This is a genomic window from Phaeobacter inhibens DSM 16374, assembly GCF_000473105.1.
Classification (GTDB): domain Bacteria; phylum Pseudomonadota; class Alphaproteobacteria; order Rhodobacterales; family Rhodobacteraceae; genus Phaeobacter; species Phaeobacter inhibens.
Map to the genome: position 1 here is coordinate 158,607 of NZ_KI421498.1, position 18,984 is coordinate 177,590.

Annotated in this window: 16 protein-coding genes; 10 read left to right on the top strand and 6 right to left on the bottom strand. The window is 61.8% G+C overall.

The features are described 5' to 3' along the window. Positions 1-62 precede the first annotated feature (62 nt). The gene (locus INHI_RS0104405; protein WP_027246858.1) at positions 63-2,324 is read right to left on the bottom strand and encodes a hypothetical protein; all 2,262 of its coding nucleotides are present in this window, start codon (positions 2,322-2,324) and stop codon (positions 63-65) included. A gap of 139 nt (positions 2,325-2,463) precedes the next feature. On the opposite strand from INHI_RS0104405, the gene INHI_RS0104410 reads away from it, so the two are divergent. After that, a complete protein-coding gene (locus tag INHI_RS0104410) occupies positions 2,464-3,129 on the top strand; it encodes a thiamine diphosphokinase (RefSeq protein WP_014875280.1) in 666 nt (221 codons plus the stop codon). Positions 3,130-3,166: 37 nt separating this feature from the next. On the opposite strand, the gene INHI_RS0104415 is transcribed toward INHI_RS0104410, so the two are convergent. The 3 genes from INHI_RS0104415 to INHI_RS0104425 form a co-directional block, all read right to left on the bottom strand. Then, complete coding sequence (locus INHI_RS0104415) at positions 3,167-4,129, bottom strand: DMT family transporter (RefSeq protein WP_027246859.1); 963 nt, start codon at positions 4,127-4,129, stop codon at positions 3,167-3,169. A 112-nt stretch (positions 4,130-4,241) separates the two neighbouring features. Continuing rightward, entirely contained in the window at positions 4,242-5,615 is a 1,374-nt protein-coding gene (locus INHI_RS0104420; RefSeq protein WP_027246860.1) for an L-serine ammonia-lyase, read from the bottom strand. Then, on the bottom strand, positions 5,615-6,349 hold the full coding sequence (locus tag INHI_RS0104425) for a glutathione S-transferase family protein (protein WP_027246861.1): 735 nt from the start codon (positions 6,347-6,349) through the stop codon (positions 5,615-5,617). Before INHI_RS0104425 ends, INHI_RS0104420 begins: the two co-directional genes overlap by 1 nt. Positions 6,350-6,595: 246 nt before the next feature. Here INHI_RS0104425 and rpiA point away from each other — a divergent pair, with 246 nt between their 5' ends. From rpiA to INHI_RS0104455, 6 genes are all read left to right on the top strand, one after another. After that, positions 6,596-7,384 carry a ribose-5-phosphate isomerase RpiA gene (gene rpiA, locus INHI_RS0104430; protein ID WP_027246862.1) on the top strand — a complete coding sequence of 263 codons (789 nt, stop codon included), beginning with the start codon at positions 6,596-6,598 and terminating at the stop codon, positions 7,382-7,384. A gap of 37 nt (positions 7,385-7,421) precedes the next feature. Beyond that, positions 7,422-7,934 carry a P-loop nucleotide/nucleoside kinase family protein gene (locus tag INHI_RS0104435; protein WP_027246863.1) on the top strand — a complete coding sequence of 171 codons (513 nt, stop codon included), beginning with the start codon at positions 7,422-7,424 and terminating at the stop codon, positions 7,932-7,934. A 151-nt stretch (positions 7,935-8,085) separates the two neighbouring features. Beyond that, positions 8,086-9,441, top strand: a complete 1,356-nt coding sequence (gene gor, locus INHI_RS0104440; RefSeq protein ID WP_027246864.1) for a glutathione-disulfide reductase — start codon at positions 8,086-8,088, stop codon at positions 9,439-9,441. 69 nt (positions 9,442-9,510) lie between these two features. Then, positions 9,511-10,668 (top strand): FtsH protease activity modulator HflK, encoded by a 1,158-nt coding sequence (hflK, locus tag INHI_RS0104445; RefSeq protein ID WP_027246865.1) that lies wholly within the window; start codon positions 9,511-9,513, stop codon positions 10,666-10,668. Further along, complete coding sequence (hflC, locus tag INHI_RS0104450) at positions 10,668-11,558, top strand: protease modulator HflC (RefSeq protein WP_014875271.1); 891 nt, start codon at positions 10,668-10,670, stop codon at positions 11,556-11,558. The genes hflK and hflC overlap by 1 nt, the downstream gene beginning before the upstream one ends. A 284-nt stretch (positions 11,559-11,842) precedes the next feature. Next, complete coding sequence (locus INHI_RS0104455; RefSeq protein WP_211233562.1) at positions 11,843-13,342, top strand: Do family serine endopeptidase; 1,500 nt, start codon at positions 11,843-11,845, stop codon at positions 13,340-13,342. A gap of 557 nt (positions 13,343-13,899) precedes the next feature. On the opposite strand, the gene INHI_RS0104460 is transcribed toward INHI_RS0104455, so the two are convergent. Together INHI_RS0104460 and INHI_RS0104465 are read right to left on the bottom strand one after the other, a co-directional pair. Further along, positions 13,900-14,676, bottom strand: a complete 777-nt coding sequence (locus INHI_RS0104460; RefSeq protein ID WP_231739762.1) for a Crp/Fnr family transcriptional regulator — start codon at positions 14,674-14,676, stop codon at positions 13,900-13,902. Positions 14,677-14,718: 42 nt separating this feature from the next. Next, positions 14,719-15,303, bottom strand: a complete 585-nt coding sequence (locus tag INHI_RS0104465) for a peptidoglycan-binding domain-containing protein (protein WP_027246868.1) — start codon at positions 15,301-15,303, stop codon at positions 14,719-14,721. Positions 15,304-15,624: 321 nt separating this feature from the next. Here INHI_RS0104465 and INHI_RS0104470 point away from each other — a divergent pair, with 321 nt between their 5' ends. From INHI_RS0104470 to INHI_RS0104480, 3 genes are all read left to right on the top strand, one after another. Next, the gene (locus tag INHI_RS0104470; protein WP_014875267.1) at positions 15,625-15,948 is read left to right on the top strand and encodes a 2Fe-2S iron-sulfur cluster-binding protein; all 324 of its coding nucleotides are present in this window, start codon (positions 15,625-15,627) and stop codon (positions 15,946-15,948) included. Next, the gene (locus tag INHI_RS0104475) at positions 15,948-16,811 is read left to right on the top strand and encodes an FG-GAP repeat domain-containing protein (protein WP_027246869.1); all 864 of its coding nucleotides are present in this window, start codon (positions 15,948-15,950) and stop codon (positions 16,809-16,811) included. Before INHI_RS0104470 ends, INHI_RS0104475 begins: the two co-directional genes overlap by 1 nt. Before the next feature lie 205 nt (positions 16,812-17,016). Then, the gene (locus INHI_RS0104480) at positions 17,017-18,792 is read left to right on the top strand and encodes a DUF1217 domain-containing protein (RefSeq protein WP_027246870.1); all 1,776 of its coding nucleotides are present in this window, start codon (positions 17,017-17,019) and stop codon (positions 18,790-18,792) included. Positions 18,793-18,984: the final 192 nt, after the last annotated feature.

Genomic DNA, 18,984 nt, shown 5'->3' on the forward strand with positions numbered 1-18,984 from the left:
CCCTAGACAGAAAAAGGCGGCCTTTGGGGGCCGCCTTTTGTGTGTTGCACGGGGGTCAGAGGTCAGCCGACAGCGCGGTTGCCGGGTTGAAAACCGATCTGGCCGGAGGCGGTGAAGCGGCCGTTGTCGGCGCGTTCAATCTTGCCCTCGCGCAGCAGCTGGCCAAAGCTGCGCAGCCCGTCTTCGCGGTTGAACTCGGTCCCATCAACGCCGCGCACCTTGTTCATCAGCTGTGGGCGGGAGAAGTGATCGCGCCCTTCCACAAAACTCATATAGGCGGCGGCGGCCTCAAGCAGCTCGCCGAGTTCTACCGCGCCGCTTTCTTCGGCGTAGGCGGCAAATCCGCCCTCGGTGGCGCTGCTTGCAGGGGTGTCTTCGGTCAGGATCGCGGCGGAGACCCGGCGCGGGCGCACCGGTGCGGCTGGGGCGGCACTGCTGTCGTCGATGCGCTGCTCCTGGACCAGTTTCAACGGTGCCGGGCGGCTGGCGGGTTTGGCAGGGCGCTGATCGGCGTCGCTGCGGCCTTCACTGCCGGAGGCCGGGCGGGCGTCGGGGCGGCGTGGGCGCACCACGCTGGCCAGATCGTCGCGGTAGACCTGCGCGTCATCTTTGCTCTCCAGGGCGCCACCGGCGCTGCGTTCGGTCGAGGCTGCGGCCATCACGGCGCGCAGCTGGCTGTAGGTTTCGCGCGAGGTGCTGTTTTCGGGGTCTTCCAGACGTTCGTCGGCGGCGGCCATCAGGCGCGCGATATCGCCGTCGGCGGTGCTGGTTGCGCCGCGCTTGGCGCCGGGCTGCGGGGCCACGGATGCGGCGGCGTCTGCCGGGGTGCTGATGGGTTGCGGGGTCTCTGTCAGCTGCGCAGGGTGCTGAGGCTTTGCCGTGTCGTCGGGCTGAGGCGCAGCACTGTCCTCTTCGTCGTCATAAGCGGCCAGCGCATCTGAGATATCATCGATATCGTCGCCGCCCAGCAGATCCGCCTCCACCGCGGCGAGTTCGGCCAGCAGTTCGGCCTCGTCATCGGGGGACAGGCTGCTGTCGGCGGCGGGTTCTGCTTCCGGTGTGTCGGTCTCGGGTGACGGGGTGGGGTGGGCGTCAACAGCTGTGTCGCCGGTCCCATCATCGACCGCCTCCAGCGTGCCGCTGGCCATGGCGCCTTCGATTTCGCGGCGTTTGACGCGCAGCACGCGGCCCCGCTTGCGCGGCGTTTCGGTCTTGGCGGGTGTGGCTGCGTCAGCTGTGACCTCGGTCTCTTCGGTCTCTTCGGGCTGTGAGGCTGCAGCGGGCGTGTCGCTATTCTGTTCGGCAGCGATATCACCCAGGTTATCTGCGGCGTCTTCGCCAGAGGTGTCGTCATCACCTTCGGGGGTGCTGCTGTCGGCGAAGAACTCTTCGGCGCCTTCGGGCACATTGGGGATGGCTGTTGTGCCAGATGCGGGAGCGTCCGTTTCAGTTCCAAGGTCAAGGCGGTTCAGCGCCTCGGCGATATCGGCGTCGCTGTTGGCATCGGCGGCTTCCGTGAGCGTCTCATCCGGCCCCTCATCCGCGATATCTGCATCAACCGCGTCGTGGTCCGCAGAAAGCGCATTGGTGATGTCTTTCACCGCGTCTTCGCGGGCCTGCTCGGCGTGCTGATCTTCGGTGAACTCATCCGTTGGGGTTTTGGCGACGACCGCGCGGATCCGGCGCAGTTTGGCCGCGATGCTTTCGGCGGAGGTGACAGTGTCGGCCTGAACAGGCTCGGCCTCAGCTGTATTGGCCAGATCGGTATTGACGTGAGCAGTCTCAACCTCTGCGGCGACCGGCTCTGCGGCGGGAATTTCGGCCGCAGGGGCCGGCGGCGGAGTCTGTTGTACCGGCTGAAGGGGCACCTCTGCCACGTGGATTGGGGCTTCGCTCGCGGGCTGAACCTGCGGCGCGGCAGGCGCAGGTTCGACGCGTCTGGCGGAGGGCTCAACCGGGGCAGCGGCGGTCACCGGGGCCGCCGCCGGGGAGGCGAGGGCGCTGGTGGCGCGGGGCGGCGGGGCATCATCGGCTGGCGGTGCCGGCGTTGCGGCGGGTGGGGCAGTCAGCGTTGCGGCGCGCAGGTGGATGCCTTCGGCGCTGGTGCGGGCCTCAACCTGGCGGGCGACCTCGCGCTGGGCAATCCGGGCGAGCATCTCGGCGTCCGGCTGGGGCGGTTCTGCCCCGAAGTAGCGGTCATCGGAGGCGAGATCGCGAAAATACTCCGCAATCGCCTTCATGGTGCCAAATGAATCGTCGAACCCTTCCAATGTGCAGGAAAAAGTCCCGTAGGAGACTGTCAAAACCTTGTTGTTCTGTACCATCGGATAGGTGTCCTCGCCAAAGTCATTGCCGCTTACGTTGCTGGCGCAGGGGGTCAAATTGCGCCCGAATCCGTGCAATTGATCGTATCATTTTGTGTTCAGATTGTGGTCTGTTTCCTTTTCTGCCAGTAATCCCGGTATGAAAGAGCTGATTGTTGAGCGGGTTGAGCCGGTGACGCTGGTTGGCGCCGGGGTGCTGGGACCGGATGATCTGGAGGCGGCGCTGGCGCTGGCCCCGGTGTTGGTCGCGGCGGATGGCGGGGCAGCGCATGCGCTGGCGGCGGGGCATCGCCCGGTGGCGGTGATTGGCGACCTGGATTCGCTGGCAGCGGAAGTGCAGGCGGATCTGGCGCCGGGGGCGCTGCATCATGTGACCGAGCAGACCACCACAGATTTCGACAAGGCGCTGCGGATGATCGGCGCGCCGGTGGTGTTGGGAGTTGGATTTCTGGGCGGCCGGATCGACCATCAGCTGGCCGGATTCAACACGCTGGTACAACCCCATCCCAGTCCCTGCGTGCTGCTTGGCCCGCAGGAGGTGGTGTTCCATCTGCGCGGTGAGATCGCGCTGCCGCTGGCGGCGGGGGAGGTGGTGTCGCTGTTCCCGATGCAGCAGGTCACCGGCTGGTCGGAGGGGCTGGCGTGGCCCATCGAGGGCTTGCGGCTGGATCCGATGGCGCGGGTCGGGACCTCTAACCGGGCGACGGGGCCGGTGCGGCTCAGGGCGGATGGGCCGGGGATGCTGGTTATTTTGCCGCGGGCCCGGCTGGCGGATGTCGTGGCCGCGTTACAGGCGCAGGCCTGATACGCGGGCCTTGTTCTGCCCTAACCGGCCGAGCCGATCAGACCGCCGGCTGTTCGGGTGCGATGGGCGGATCCTTGAGCAGGAGCGCGGCCCTATCGGCGGCGGCCTTTTGCAGCTGGATCTGGCGTTCGCGCAGGATTACGAAGAGACCGGCGGCAATGGTGATCAGGATGCCGATTGCGGCGAGGCCGTTTGGCAGCTCATCAAAGATCCACAGGCCGATGAGGGCTGCGACCGGAATTTCCAGGTACTGCATCGAGGCCAGTGTGGCAGCGGGTGCGTAGCGCAAGCTCCATGTCATCAGCAGATGCGCGGCGGTGCCCAGCAGGCCGATTGCGGCCAGAAGGCCCCATTGCTCAGCATTTGGTGTGATCAGCGTCAGCACCGGACTATCCGTGATCTGGCCCAGCAGCAGCACGGGGGCCAGTAGCACGCAGGCCATGGTGCCGGAGACCGCCTGAAGGCCCACCGGATCGGTGTCCTTGGCGATCTGGCGGGTGACCAGCATGAACAGCGCAAAGATCACCGCCACCATCAGGGGCCAGAGCGCGTGCCAGCCGACCGTTACAAAGCTGGGCTGGATCACCAGAAGTGTACCGCCAAATCCGACAATGCAGGCCAGAAGACGGATCATGCCCACCTCTTCGCCCAGCACATATTTGCCGAGGAGCAGCATGATGAAAGGCATCACAAAGGCAATCGCCACCGCATCCGCAAGCGGCAGGTATTTCAAACCGGTGAACATGGCACCAATGCCCGCGATATGTAGCAGCGTGCGCACAAAGGTGAGGCGCAACACGCGGCCCTGCATTCGCCAGATGCGGCCTGTTGCCCAGATCAGCGGGGCCAGCAGCAGAACCTGAGCGGCAAAGCGGACAAACAGCAGCTGGCCAAGAGGGATATGCGCCCCCAGGAGTTTGGCCACCGCATCCCCCATCGGGGCGGTGATGCAGAAGCCTAGCATCAGGAGGATGCCGAGAGAGGGGCGGTCATGTGTCATGCGGCCACGCTAGGCGCGGGCGCATGGGGATGCAAGCAAGGGTTGCGATTTGGAACCGGTGGGATGCGTGTTGAGTGTGATCTGCGTCCCGCCAGAAAGAGGTCCTGTGTTCTCAGCAGTTCGGCACGTTCACCGCAAGGCCACCGAGCGAGGTTTCCTTATACTTGTCATGCATGTCTTCGCCGGTCTGGCGCATGGTCTCAATACAGGCATCCAGCGGCACGAAGTGCTGGCCGTCACCGCGCAGGGCGAGGGAGGCGGCGGAGACCGCCTTGATCGCTGCCAATCCATTGCGCTCGATGCAGGGCACCTGCACCAGACCTTTCACAGGGTCGCAGGTCATGCCCAGGTGATGCTCCAGCGCGATCTCAGCCGCGTTCTCTACCTGTTCGGGTGTGCCACCCATCACCGCGCAGAGACCCGCAGCGGACATGGCGGCGGCTGATCCAACTTCGGCCTGACAACCAGCCTCGGCACCCGAAATTGACGCGTTGTATTTCACAAGACCCGCGATGGCGGCCGCGGTCAGCAGGAAATCCTCGACGTGGCTTTCCGATGCGCCCGGCACATGGTCGAGATAGTAACGAATCACTGCGGGCAGAGTGCCGGCAGCGCCATTGGTTGGCGCGGTTACCACCTGACCACCGGCAGCGTTTTCTTCGTTCACCGCCATCGCATAAACGCTCATCCAGTCGTTGATGGTGTGGGGCGCATTCAGGTTCATGCCGCGCTCAGCAAGCAGAGCGTCGTGGATGCCCTTAGCCCGGCGGCGCACATTCAGGCCACCCGGCAGGATGCCGTCACGCTCCAGCCCGCGGTTGATACAGTCGTTCATCACCTGCCAGATACGGGCGGTGCCTTTGGAGAGGCTAACCTCGCAACCGCGGGCGATTTCATTGGCGCGTTTCATCTGCGCGATGTTCTTACCGCTGGATTTCGCCATTTCGAGCATTTCATTGGCAGATTTGAATGGGAAGGGCACAGGGTCGCCTTCGTCGGTTGCCTTGCCGGCAGCCAGCTCTTCCTCTGTCACGACAAAACCACCACCGATCGAGTAATAGACCTGCCGCAGAATGACGTCGCCCTGCGCATCGGTTGCCATCAAAATCATGCCATTTGCGTGACCGTCCAGCGCGTGATCGTAGTCGAATACCAGATCGGTTTTTGGCACAAAGGCCAGCGTGCCCAGCCCCTCGGGGCTGACAGTGCCGCTGGCCTCGATCTCAGCAAGGGTGACCTGCGCTTTGGCGTCGTCATAGGTTTCCGGCACATAGCCTGCGAGGCCCAGAATGGTGGCGCGGTCAGTGGCGTGGCCAACGCCGGTAAAGGCGAGCGAGCCATGCAGCGAGGCGCGCAACCCATGAAATTCGAAGGGTGATGCGCGCATCATATCGAGGAACTTTGCGGCGGCCACCATCGGCCCCATGGTGTGCGAGGAGGACGGGCCAATGCCCACTTTGAACATGTCGAAGACGGAGAGAAACATTAGATGGCTGATCCTTCTGGCGGATAGGCGAGATGTGGCTGTGTGAACGGGGTTGTGCCCAGACCTTCGGCCTGACAGGCGCTGCTGGTGCTGGCGCGGGTCTCCAGCTGGGCCAGCAGGCGGGCCAGATGCGGTGTATCGGCGAGGCGGAACCAGCTGCGATCGCTGTTGCTGGGATAAAGTGCCATCCAGCGCATCATACAAGCTAGGTAAAGCGTCAGAGCGGTTGGTCGATTGGTATCGTGACTGTCTGCAGCCGCTATAAACAGTTCAGGTTGATCCGCAGCTGCGGTCTCCAGACTGTGCAGGTGGGTTTGGAGCCGGTCGCGCAGGGTGGCCTGGAGTTGGCCTTGCTGGGTCAGATCGTCACCGATGTATTTTCGCGGATAGAACAGCATTCGCAGATCGGCGTGCAGCGTGTTTGAGGCGAAGAACAGCCATTTTAGAAAGGCGGCGCGCAGCGGGGAGGTGACCGTAGAAACCAGACCTGTGTCCGGGTGGCGGTCGCCCAGCCACAACAGGATCGCGGCGGTTTCAAAGATTGCACCATCGGGCGTTTCCAGCACCGGAATCAAACCACCGGGATTGAGCGCACGATAGGCGGCTCCATGCTGCGCACCAGCGCGGCGATCCACCAGCGCGGTTTCATAGGGTAGGCCCATCTCTTCCAACGCGAGCCGGATCACCAACGAGGCGTTGTCTGGGGCGTAGTGCAGGCGATAAAGATCTGTCATGGACTTAGCATATAGGGGCTGTACGGGCATGGGTAACGCCCGTTTCCGACGTTTCCAATAGGAAACACGCAGTTTGCGCAAACGGTGGCAGCGCATCGCCCAGTGGATCCTGCCGAGGTGGTGAAACGCAAGTAACGGCAATGATAAGACCGGGCCGTAAAATCCCCCCAGCAGATGAGGTCTGCCCCTCGCGCCGGCGGGTGAATAGGCTTATACCATACTGAACATGAGCAGGGAGTCACCACCATGGCAGGGGAATTGTCACCCATCGACAGGGCTAAATTTGTTGCCGCCAAACGCGCCGCAGACATGGTCGAAGATGGCATGCGCGTGGGGCTGGGCACAGGCTCCACAGCCGCCTGGCTGGTGCGCTGTCTGGGCGACATGGTTCAAAACGACGGTCTGCGCATCAAGGGCGTGCCGACCTCCACCCGCACCGCGGAGCTGGCCCGGGATGTGGGGATCGAGATCCTGACACTGGATGAGGCGAAATGGCTGGATCTGACCATTGACGGGGCGGATGAATTTGACCGCGATCTGAACCTGATCAAGGGTGGTGGCGGGGCGTTGCTGCAGGAGAAGATTGTCGCCACAGCCTCGGATCGGATGGTGGTGATTGCCGATAAGGCCAAGGAGGTCGAGAGCCTTGGCGCCTTTCCCCTGCCGGTCGAGGTGATCCCTTTTGGCTGGCAGACCACGCAGGCGCTGCTGGAGGAGACTTTGGTGGCGATGGAGGTCATGGGGCGCAAAACCACCCTGCGGATGAACGGGGATGCGGCGCTGGTGACTGATGAGGGCAATCATATTCTGGATCTGCATCTCAACCGTATCGGCAATGTCCGGCAAATGGCGCTGGTGCTGAACCAGATCCCCGGCGTGGTTGAGAACGGGCTGTTCATCGACATCTGTGACACCGTGGTGGTGGGCTACGGCGATGGCAAGGTTGAGGTGCGCGACATCAACGAGGGCACGGTGGAGACCGACCGGCTGGATTTTGTCGAGAGTGAAAACCTGTTCACGGATCTGAGTGACTAACGCAAGATAGCCTGTCTTGGCCTTATCGAGGGTTTCCATGTCTGCATTCCAACCCACGTCTTCGACGCCGACCTTGCACATGCTGTGCGGGAAAATTGCCGCCGGGAAATCCACGCTGGCCGCGCGGTTGGCGGCGGATCAAGGGACAATCCTGCTGGCCGAAGATGACTGGCTGCATGCTTTGTTTGCCGATCAGATGTCGTCGCCTCAGGATTATGTACGCTGTGCGGCAAAGCTGCGCGGAATCATGGCGGCGCATGTTGCCTCGCTCTTGCAGGCTGGGGTTTCGGTTGTTCTCGACTTTCCCGCGAATACTGTCGAAACCCGCGCGTGGCTGCGCCGTTTGATTGATCAGACCGGCGCGGCCCATCAGCTGCATGTCTTGGATGTGCCAGATGATCTATGTCTGGCGCGGCTCCGTCTGCGCAACGCGGGGGGCGTGCATCCCTTTGCGGCAACCGAAGCGCAGTTTCACGCGTTCAGCAAGCATTTTGCTTATCCTACTGAACAGGAAGGGTTCACGCTCGTGGTACATGGGGCAGCAGAGTGATCCCGCCCTTGCTTCTTCACGCGCCCTTCACGGTTTCGCGACTAAACCACGCTTGGCATTATAAACCGGCCACCGCACCCCCACCTGCGAGACTGGCAATTACCTCTGCGCTATGTGATACCTCGCGCAAGATATGAGAAGGGCGACTAACATGAGCTTTGATTACGATCTCTTTGTCATCGGCGGCGGTTCCGGTGGGGTGCGTGCGGCGCGGGTGGCAGCACAGCGCGGCGTCAAGGTGGCGCTGGCGGAGGAAGACCGCTATGGCGGCACCTGCGTGATCCGGGGCTGCGTGCCGAAAAAGCTCATGGTGTTTGCCAGCGAATATGCGGGCATGGTTGAGGACGCGCAGGCCTATGGCTGGGATCTGTCGCCCGGCAGCTTTGACTGGGATCGGTTCAAGACCAAACTGCACGCCGAGCTGGACCGGCTGGAAGGGATCTATCGGAATATCCTGAAAAATAACGAGGTCGAGACCTTTGATCAGCGCGCCAAACTGGCGGATGCCCACACGGTGGAGCTGGCGGACGGCACCCGCAAGACGGCGAAACATATCCTGATCGCGACCGGTGGCTGGCCGGTGACGCCGGAGTTCCCCGGCTCGGAGCTGGCGATCACCTCAAACGAGATCTTCCATCTGGAAAAACTGCCCGAAACCATGCTGATTGTCGGCGGCGGCTATATCGCCTGCGAATTTGCCGGCATCATGAACGGGCTGGGGGTCAAGACCACGCAGTATTATCGCGGTGCGCAGATCCTGCGCGGCTTTGATGATGAGGCACGCGGGCTGATCTCCGAAGAGATGTGCCAGTCCGGTATTGATCTGCACCTGGGCACCAATGTGCTGGAGATGCGCAAAGAGGGCGACAAGATCTGGGTGAAAGCGACCAATGGCAATGAGAGCCTGTTCGATCAGGTGATGTTCGCCACAGGTCGGGCCCCTAATGCCGATGGCCTCGGGCTTGAGGAACTGGGCATTGAGCGTGACCGCGCCGGGGCCATTGTGGTGGATCAGTACAGCCAGACCGGCGTGCCCTCGGTCTATGCGGTGGGGGATGTCACCAACCGGGTGAACCTGACGCCGGTGGCGATCCGTGAAGGCATGGCTTTTGTCGAGACGGTGTTTGCGGGCAATCCGACAAGCCCGGATCATGAGTTGATCCCAACGGCGATCTTTACCCAGCCTGAGATGGGTACTGTGGGCCTGAGCGAGGAAGCGGCGGCCGAGCAGGAAGAGATCGAGGTCTATGCGACCTCCTTCAAACCGATGCAGCAGGCCTTTGCCGGGCGGGCGCAACGGGTGCTGATGAAGCTGATCGTCTCCAAGGCGACGCGCAAGGTGCTGGGATGTCATATCGTCGCCCCCGGCGCGGGTGAAATGATCCAGCTGGCGGGCATCGCCGTAAAAATGGGCGCAACAAAAGAAGACTTTGATCGCACCGTGGCGGTGCATCCGACCATGTCTGAAGAGCTGGTCACGATGAAGACACCAGTGCGGACGGCTTGATTTTTCAGGCAGAAACCACAGGTAGGAACAATAAGCCGCGATGGGCGGCGAGATAGGGATTGGACACATATGGCGGGCAATAATGGTGGCCCCTGGGGGGGCAGTGGCTCTTCTGGCGGCTCAGGCAACAGAGGCAACAACCAAGGCGGTGACGACAACCGGGGCGGCGGACGTCGTCCTGATGACGGTCAGATCCCCGAGATCGACGAGCTGGTCAAAAAAGGCCAGGAGCAGCTGCGCGTTCTGATGGGCGGTCGCGGTGGTGGCACAGGCGGCGGCGGTCGCGGTGGTGCTGGTGGCGGCGGCGGTGGTCCGCAGCTGACCAAGGGCACCCTTGCGCTGGGCGCGCTGGCTGCGGTTGGCTTCTGGGCTTTTGCCAGCTTTTACACCGTGAAGCCGGAAGAACAGTCGGTTGAGCTGTTTCTTGGGGAGTATTCCGCAACCGGGCAGCCAGGCCTGAACTTTGCGCCCTGGCCGCTGGTGACCAAGGAAATCCTGCCGGTGACCCGTGAACAGACCGAAGACATCGGCGTCGGCGGCGGTATCAGCTCCGATGCAGGGCTGATGCTGACCGGGGACGAGAACATCGTCGATATTGACTTTCAGGTGGTCTGGAACATCAACGATCCGGCGAAATACCTGTTCAATCTGCGCGATGCCCGTACCACGATCCGCGCGGTGTCGGAATCGGCAATGCGCGAGATTATTGCCCAGTCCGAACTGGCGCCGATCCTGAACCGGGACCGGGGCGCGATTGCCTCGCGCTTGCAGGATCTGATCCAGTTCACGCTGGATGACTATGACAGTGGGATCAACATCATCCGGGTGAACTTTGACAAGGCGGACCCGCCGGCATCGGTGATCGCGGCGTTCCGGGATGTTCAGGCGGCTGAACAGGAACGTGACCGGCGCCAGAACGAAGCGGATGCCTATGCCAACAACGCGCTGGCCGAGGCCCGTGGTCAGGCGGCGGAACTGCTGGAGAAAGCCGAAGGGTACCGTGCACGTGTCGTGAACGAAGCCCAGGGTGAAGCCAGCCGTTTCTCTGCGGTTCTGACCGAATATGAAAAGGCCCCGGATGTGACCCGCAAGCGTCTTTATATCGAGACCATGGAGAAGGTGCTGAGCCGCGTCGACAAGATCATCCTGGATGAGCAAACCGGCGAAGGACAGGGCGTGGTGCCATATCTGCCGCTCAATGAACTGCGCCGTGGAGGAAGCAACTGATGCGTAAATCAACTCTCTTGCTGCCCGCGCTGGTGATCGTGGCGATCACGGTGCTGTCGTCGGTGTTTATCGTGGACGAGCGCGAAAAGGCGCTGGTTCTGCAGTTTGGCCGGGTTGTCTCGGTCAAGGAAGAGCCGGGACTGGCGTTCAAGATCCCGCTGATCCAGGAAGTGGTGCGTTATGACGACCGCATCCTGAGCCGGGATATCGACCCGCTGGAAATCACCCCCTCGGATGACCGCCGTCTGGTGGTTGACGCCTTTGCCCGCTATCGGATCACCGATGTGAACAGGTTCCGTCAGGCGGTGGGTGCCGGCGGTATCGCAACGGCTGAAAACAGGCTGGATTCGATCCTGCGGGCGCAAACCCGTGAGATCCTCGGCTCTGTCAGCTCAAATGATATCCTCTCCTCGGACCGGGCGGCGCTGATGCTGCGGATCCGCAACGGGGCGATCGCCGATGCCCGTGCGTTGGGGATCACTATCATCGACGTGCGGCTGAAGCGGACCGATCTGCCTACCGAAAACCTTGATGCGACCTTTGAACGGATGCGGGCCGAGCGTGTGCGCGAAGCCACTGATGAGCGCGCCCGTGGTAACGAGGCGGCGCAGCGGATCCGGGCGCAGGCCGACCGGACCGTGGTTGAACTGGTGTCCGAGGCGCAGCGCGAGGCGGAGATCATTCGTGGTGAAGCGGATGCTGAACGCAACGGTATTTTTGCGACTGCCTATGGTGCGGATCCTGAGTTCTTTGAATTCTACCGCTCGCTGAACGCCTATGCCACGTCACTGCAAGCCGGGAACTCCACCATGGTGTTGTCGCCGAACAATGAGTTTTTCAACTATTTGAAATCCTCCGACGGCAAACCGGCGGCAGCTGCCCAGCAATGATCACCGTTGCGGATATTCTGCGCGTGAGTGTGAAAGAACAGAGGGGGCTGACCGTTGGGTCGGCCCCTTTTTCGTCCCCCTTTTCTTGGGTGTGTTCCCCAGCGGCAGCTCACCGGGTTTCACTTCGAATTGAATACGTGCAACATTCGTTGTGACCGTTTTTGAAAAGACTACATTACAGCCCATGATCCGCTGCGGATCCAGAGGTGCGTGCCCGTGCAGGCCCCGCCGCAGACGATGGAATTTGGCGACAACTAAGGAGTAGTTTCGTGCAGCCACAGGCAATGAAAAATACAATCAGCAGCGCCCGCGCCGTTGCGCGCCAGCCCGCGCGCCAGATGACGCAGTGGCGGTTGCTCTGGCTGGCCATGATCAGCACCCTGATGGTGCTGGCGCAGGTGGCCATCGCGCAGGCCCGGCCCGAAAGCCTGGCGCCGCTGGCCGATAAGGTCAGCCGCGCGGTGGTGAATATCACGACGACAACCGTCGTCGAGGGGCGATCCGGCCCGCAAGGTATCGTCCCCGAAGGCTCACCTTTTGAAGATTTCTTCCGCGAGTTTCAGGACCGCAACGGTGGTCAGGGCGACCGTCCGCGCCGGTCTTCGGCGCTTGGTTCCGGTTTTGTGATTTCGGAAGACGGCTACATCGTCACCAACAATCACGTCATCGAAGAAGCGGATGAGATTGAGATTGAATTCTTCCCCGGTGAAGGTCAGCCGGCGCAGCCGCTTCCGGCCAAGGTTGTGGGCACTGATCCCAACACCGATATCGCGCTTCTGAAGGTCGAAGCGCCGATGCCGCTGACCTTTGTCAAATTCGGTGACAGCGATCTGGCGCGTGTTGGCGACTGGGTTGTGGCCATGGGGAATCCGCTGGGACAGGGGTTCTCTCTCTCGGCGGGTATCGTCTCCGCGCGCAACCGCGAGCTGTCAGGGTCTTATGACGATTACATCCAGACGGATGCGGCGATCAACCGGGGCAACTCAGGCGGGCCGCTGTTCAACATGGATGGTCAGGTTGTCGGTGTGAACACGGCGATCCTGTCGCCCAATGGTGGCTCGATCGGGATCGGGTTCTCCATGGCTTCCAATGTGGTTAGCAAGGTGGTGAACCAGCTGAAGGAATTCGGCGAAACCCGGCGTGGCTGGCTGGGGGTGCGCATTCAGGACGTAACCAAGGACGTTGCCGATGCGATGGGTCTTGACAGCGCCAAGGGCGCGCTGGTCACGGACGTGCCGGAAGGCCCGGCCAAGGCTGCTGGTTTGCTGGCAGGCGACGTGATCCTGTCCTTTGACGGGGTGGATGTGAAAGACACCCGTGCGCTGGTGCGTCAGGTTGGCAATACCGAAGTCGGCAAAGCCGTGCGCGTGCGCGTTTTCCGTGAAGGCAAGACCGAGACGCTGCGGGTGACCTTGGGCCGTCGCGAGGATGCGCAGCGCCAGAGCACTCCGGTCAGTGGCGATGACAACGCACCTGACATGACTGAAAAGCAGCTGCTGGGTCTGACCGTCAGCCGGCTGAGCGAGGACCAGCGCAGCGAGCTGAACGTGCCCGATGGCATGGATGGTCTGGTGATCACCTCGGTGGATGAAACCTCGGAGGCCTGGGAGAAGGGCATGCGCGCCGGTGATCTGATCACCGAGGCAGGCCAGCAGAAACTGACCTCGATCAGCGAGCTGGAAGCGCGTATCGACGAGGCAAAGGAAGCGGGTCGCAAGTCGCTGCTGTTGCTGGTGCGTCGCGCAGGTGAGCCACGCTTTGTGGCGCTGAACCTGTCTGAGTAAATTTTGGCTGTGGGCTGCTGCAAACAGTGGCCCGCCGCCGATGCGGTGCCCCGCGGCGCAGTTCTAAATCGCTGACGCTGGGGGAATATCGGCACAGATCGCAAGACAAAAGGGCCGGGCAGGGATGCTCGGCCCTTTTGCGTGGATCACAACAGGGTGGCGAAATTGCCCCCAGCCCTTGGTCCGGCGCGTCACGGACTCACGCCGGCGGGAGGTATCTGCACATGGGTCCAATGACCCCAGGCACCTCCCGGCACCTTCTGTCCGATCCAACGAGCTGTTCTTAGGTTTCCGCCGCCCCAGATGGCGCAGATGGTCCCCGGTGTGCGCCCGGCGGATTTCCTGGGTCCCGTCGAGCCATGTGCCGTGACACATGGCTCTTGATGGGACAGGCTGCCGTTGGGATGGAACGGATAACGGCGGCCTGACACGACCATGCCCCTAAGCGTTGGGGGTGGTCTGTAACCCAGTTCACAATTGAGTAAGATTATTCAGATGTGACCCCGCGCGGCGGTTGTTGCCTGATCCGGGGCCGGGACCTTGGGGGGCAGGTTGTGTCAGCCGATGTCGGGGTCGGCCAACAGCTTCAATGCGGCCCGGTCGCGGATGGTCAGACCACCACGGCTGATGTCGATCACGTCACTGCGTTTCCACTGCGACAGTGTTTTTGAAACCGCCTCACGGGTGGCGCCGACAAACTCCGCAAGTTCGCTCTGTGACAGCGACAGGCGCGCGTCTTCGCCTTCGGTCGTCAGATACAGCAGCTTGCGGGCCAGCCGCACGGGCATCGGCAGAAAGACCTGTTCGCTGTACTGCGTGTTCATCCAGCGCATCCGCTGGCCCGCCAGCCGCAGCAGATCCCCGGCCAGGGCGGGGTGGTGTTGCAGTTTTGCGACCACATCGCCGCTGCGCAGTCGGCGCAGGCGGCTGGGCTCCAGCGCGGTCGCGGTTGCAGTGCGCGGTCCGGGATCAAACAGCGCGATCTCACCAAAGACCGCGCCGGGGCGCATGATGTCCAGCGAGAGTTTGCGCCCGGCAGAGGACAGCGTGGAGAACTCCACCGCGCCACTGACAATGGCATAGAGCGCATCGCCCTCATCGCCCTGTTCAAACAGCTCTTCACCGGTCTGCAACAGAACTTCGCTGGCCTGGCTGTCGAGCATTTCCAGCAAGCGATCAGAAGCACCGGAGAGAAAGCCGCGATCGGGCAGCAGCCATTTGCGCCGCGGCGCATTGCCAGCGCCCGAGGTGCTGCCGGTGGTTCTGCCAGAGGCGTTCCCAGAGGCGTTGCCAGAGCGGGGCAGAGCACCAGGGGCAGGCCGCAGCGGGCTCATGCCGGGCCTGCGGCGATGATGCGAGGATGGCGGAGATCTGTCTCAGGTTTCAACGGCAACCAACCCCAGTTTGCGAGCGCTGAGCAGCGACAGCTGATCGTTGTCGAACCCGTCCTGTTTCTGAAATTTGCGGACAGACGCACGGGTGGCACTGTCCAGCTGGCCGGTAATTTCGCCGGTGTAGAGGCCGCGTGCCGCCAGAGCGCGTTGTAAGGAACCGACAAGTTGCGGGGTCATATCAACCGGGCAGGGCGTCTCAAACCAGCTCTCACGGCGGGGGCGTACGATGTCCTGACGGGTCTCCCGGCGAAAGCGGGCAGGCGCAATAACACGTCCGTCCGGCGCGGTCCTGGCCGGGCGGGTCATCACCTGTACGGTGACAGTTTCGATCACGGCAGGCGTTGTATGGGTGGCCCAGCAACTGCCGGGGGCCGCACCGGGCGGGGCGGCGGGGGTGTTGCGGGAGACCTGAGTGCTGTTGCCGCCTGTCGAAGAGTCGGCACAGGCGCTGAGCAGCAGCCCTGTCACCACAAGCGAGATCAGGCGCAGGCTGGTCCGCCGCCAACTGTCGCGCCTGAAACAGGCCTGTCCCAGCCAGGGCCCGTGCGGGCGCAAGAGGTCAGCCATGAACAAAGTCCCCGTGACGAAACACCGATGTGAAACACCTGTGTCGAAATATCAGCAGCCGTGATGCCGCGATGGCCCGTCCGCATGGGCGCATCTGGGCCTAGGCTACCGCAGTTCCGCCTCCGGCGCAAAGCCCTGTTGCCGCGGCACAGGGACGGGTGCCACACCCACGGCCCAAAAGGGCAGCGCAGGGCGCAAATGGGTCAGGGTGCCCCGGCGTCGGATCGCAGGAGTTTTACCCAAGCCGCGGTTTCTGACTGGCGCGGTGGCCGGTGGTTGGCTACAACCTCGGACGCAACGCGAAAAAGGATGCAGCTGACGATGGCAAAGATCACTTATGTCGAACACAATGGTGCCGAACACGTTGTGGAGGTGGCCAACGGCCTGACCGTGATGGAAGGCGCGCGCGACAACAATATCCCCGGTATTGAGGCAGATTGCGGCGGTGCCTGCGCCTGTTCGACCTGCCACGTCTATGTTGATGCGGGTTGGGTGGAAAAACTCCCCGCCAAGGATGACATGGAAGAGGACATGCTGGATTTCGCCTATGAGCCTGATCCCGCCCGCTCACGCCTGACCTGCCAGATCAAGGTGACGGATGATCTGAACGGTCTTGTGGTGCATATGCCCGAGAAACAGATCTGATGCTGTCGGGGTCTCAGGCGCGGCGTTCTCTGTCGCGGGCCTGGCCCCGGTTCATGCGCCGCGCAGCGCGGGCCTTGCGTCTGTGGCAGGCGGTGGTTGGTGGCGACGGCGCCAAACGGTCGGATTTCGCCGGGATCTGCGGCGTTGTCCTGCCGCTTGTTCTTAGCGTTGGTGCCGGAGCAGCCGCGAACGCGCATCCGGTCCTGACAGACGCGCAGTTCGAAGGGCCGGTCACCCATTATCCGCACGGGGTCTTGGGGGATCGCATTGAGTATTCTGCGATGGTGCTGCGGGACAGCCGTGGGCACAGCCATCGCATCGACCTGCCTGTCGGCGGAGCTGTCTTTGAGGATCTGTCACCGCGACTGTGGGATGTGACCGGAGATGGTCAGCCGGAGGCGGTGGTTGTTGAAAGCGATCCGCAGGCCGGCGCACAGCTGGCAATCTATGGCCTGCGCGGCGGGGCATTGCACAAGATCGCGGCAACCCCGCATATCGGCACCCGGTTTCGCTGGCTTGCGCCGGTTGCTGCGGCGGATCTGGACGGCGACGGCCATATCGAGATCGCTTATATTGACCGACCGCATCTGGCCAAGACCCTGAGGGTCTGGCGCTACCGGAACGGGGCGTTGCAGCAGGTGGCGCAGAAGGTGGGGTTGACCAATCACCGCATCGGCGAGGATTATATCACCTCCGGGCTGCGTGACTGCGGGGCCGGGCCTGAGCTGATCACGGTTGATGCCGGGTGGACGCGCATCATGGCAACGTCGCTGGTGGCCGGTCGGTTGATCAGCCGTGATATCGGCGTGTTTTCGAACCGGGACCAATTGACGGCGGGCTTGCACTGCCTGGACCCGGCATAGCCGGATAGGCATGCGGTGGGCGCCATCAAACCCATTGATAAAGTTACGCGTATTTTTTCCCCGCTGCCTGCGCTGCGCGCCCATTGCGTTGCAGGTTTGTTCACCAATTTGCCTGTAGTCTCTTGCCAAAGACACCTCCCGGGGGGCTGCGGATTAGGCCGGGGCGATCCGTGGCGGACCTCGTTTGCAAGCAGGAGACAGGCGCGTGACCTTTTCACCCTATGTGCTGGGCACCGGTATCGCCGGATGGAATTTCCTGGACCGAACCCGTGTCCAACAGCAGCAGATTTTTGAGAAATCGCCAATCCTGGATCGGGCGGTGCAGGATTTCACCCAGAAGATCGAGGGTATCCAAAGCTCGGATCAGCTGCTCGATGACTATAATGTGCTGAAGGTCGCGCTGGGGGCCTTTGGCCTTGATGAAGATATCAACAACCGCGCGTTTATCAAAAAGGTGCTGGATTCCGATCTGTCGGAGCCGACGTCATTTGCCAACCGCCTGAACGATAACCGCTATCTCGGTCTTGCTCAGACCTTTGGCTTTGGCAATGATGCAGGGCCGCAGTTGCCCAGCTCCAGTGTTGAAAAACCCTATGCCAATGTCGCCAGCCCGGAGGATCTGCTGTCCAACCAGACCCTGCTTAATCAGGCGCTGGACGATTTTGGTCTGAAAAAATACGCGGGCAACGAGTTCTTTCTCATGCGGGTGCTGGAATCCGACACCACCGATCCTGCGTCGTTTGTGAACCGGCTGAGCGACAGCAAGCTGGCCGATTTCGCCAATGCGTTTCAGTTCAATCAGCCACCTGAGTACACCAGCAGCATGGAGGCGCTGGTGGGGGAATTCAATGCCATGAATGATGGCAATGGCCCTGCCAATGCGAATGAGTTGTTGGAAAATGAGGACCTGTTGAAGGCGGTCGTCGACAGCTTCGATCTGGAATATACCAATACCATCTTCCTCAAGCGGATGCTGGAATCCAATCCATATGATCCGGATTCACCGGTGAACCAGCAGGAGGATCCGCGCTATCTGGCGATGTCGCGGGCCTTTGGCTTTGGCATTTCCGACATCAATAGTTTTACCAGCCCGGAGGAGCTGCTGGCGCAGCCCCAGCTGCTGGAAGATGCGCTGGAGCAGTTCAATCTCAGCAACCCCGGTGAACAATATATCCGGGATGTGCTGGAGTCGGATCTGTCGGATCCGAATTCCTTCGTGAACCAGCCAAGCAATCTTGCCTTCTATGACTTTGCCGAAGCCTTTCAGAATGAGTGGCCAAGCGCGCCCAGCCGGATGCAGGTGCTGGCCGATGAGGTGGGTGGCAAATTGGCGGGCTATGAACAGCCACAACAGTTTGTCTTTGATTTCGACGCCTTTGAGGCGGGGCTTGATGTGTTCAATATCAGTGAGCGGGAGCTGGATTTTGACGTAATGATCAAGGCGTTTGAATCCGATCTCTCCTCCGAGATTTCATATGCAAACCTGCACCGCGATCCGAACCTCAAGGCAATGGCGCATGCTTTTGCCTTCAATCCGGGGGGCAGTGATCACACCTATCCGGCTGGCTTTGCACAGGAAATCGCAGATCTATACAAGGATCGGAATTTCGAAATCGCTATCGGAGAAAGTGACCCGAACATGCGTCTGGCGCTGTCGCTGGAGCGTGAGTTACAGTCGATCGCGGATGCGGGGGGCAGCGAAGATGCGCATTGGTTCGGGATCATCGGATCGCCGCCGCTCAAATCCATGTTCGAGACGGCGCTTGGCCTGCCTGCGAGTTTTGGACAGCTTGATGTCGACCGTCAGGTGAATGAGATGAAAGAGCGTGCGCAGACATCCTTTGGCACGACGCATCCGGCTGATCTGTTGGAGCCGGAGACATTGGACGCGTTTCGCAACCGCTTTCTGCTTCTGAGCGGGCTGAACAGCGATCAGGCGGCAAATGGGTTCAGTAATCCGATCTTCACCCTGTTCCAATAGGGCTGATTGGGTGCTTGGTCACCGTGATGGTTGCACGGTTTGACTTCGGGCGTCGATGCCTGACTGTTGGGGCGGCGTGCTGGGGCAACTAGCATGATGGAGTGGTGGATTTGTACTTTATCCGGCCTTGGGGGCACGGATGAAATGATCTGCGGCATGTGTCCTGACGCCATGATTTTGACAGATGCACTA

Coding starts and splice junctions, on each gene's coding strand:
- INHI_RS0104405 (WP_027246858.1), bottom strand. CDS start 2,324: ATGGTACAGAACAACAAGGTTTTGACAGTCTCCTACGGGACTTTTTCC.
- INHI_RS0104410 (WP_014875280.1), top strand. CDS start 2,464: ATGAAAGAGCTGATTGTTGAGCGGGTTGAGCCGGTGACGCTGGTTGGC.
- INHI_RS0104415 (WP_027246859.1), bottom strand. CDS start 4,129: ATGACACATGACCGCCCCTCTCTCGGCATCCTCCTGATGCTAGGCTTC.
- INHI_RS0104420 (WP_027246860.1), bottom strand. CDS start 5,615: ATGTTTCTCTCCGTCTTCGACATGTTCAAAGTGGGCATTGGCCCGTCC.
- INHI_RS0104425 (WP_027246861.1), bottom strand. CDS start 6,349: ATGACAGATCTTTATCGCCTGCACTACGCCCCAGACAACGCCTCGTTG.
- rpiA (WP_027246862.1), top strand. CDS start 6,596: ATGGCAGGGGAATTGTCACCCATCGACAGGGCTAAATTTGTTGCCGCC.
- INHI_RS0104435 (WP_027246863.1), top strand. CDS start 7,422: ATGTCTGCATTCCAACCCACGTCTTCGACGCCGACCTTGCACATGCTG.
- gor (WP_027246864.1), top strand. CDS start 8,086: ATGAGCTTTGATTACGATCTCTTTGTCATCGGCGGCGGTTCCGGTGGG.
- hflK (WP_027246865.1), top strand. CDS start 9,511: ATGGCGGGCAATAATGGTGGCCCCTGGGGGGGCAGTGGCTCTTCTGGC.
- hflC (WP_014875271.1), top strand. CDS start 10,668: ATGCGTAAATCAACTCTCTTGCTGCCCGCGCTGGTGATCGTGGCGATC.
- INHI_RS0104455 (WP_211233562.1), top strand. CDS start 11,843: ATGAAAAATACAATCAGCAGCGCCCGCGCCGTTGCGCGCCAGCCCGCG.
- INHI_RS0104460 (WP_231739762.1), bottom strand. CDS start 14,676: ATGAGCCCGCTGCGGCCTGCCCCTGGTGCTCTGCCCCGCTCTGGCAAC.
- INHI_RS0104465 (WP_027246868.1), bottom strand. CDS start 15,303: ATGGCTGACCTCTTGCGCCCGCACGGGCCCTGGCTGGGACAGGCCTGT.
- INHI_RS0104470 (WP_014875267.1), top strand. CDS start 15,625: ATGGCAAAGATCACTTATGTCGAACACAATGGTGCCGAACACGTTGTG.
- INHI_RS0104475 (WP_027246869.1), top strand. CDS start 15,948: ATGCTGTCGGGGTCTCAGGCGCGGCGTTCTCTGTCGCGGGCCTGGCCC.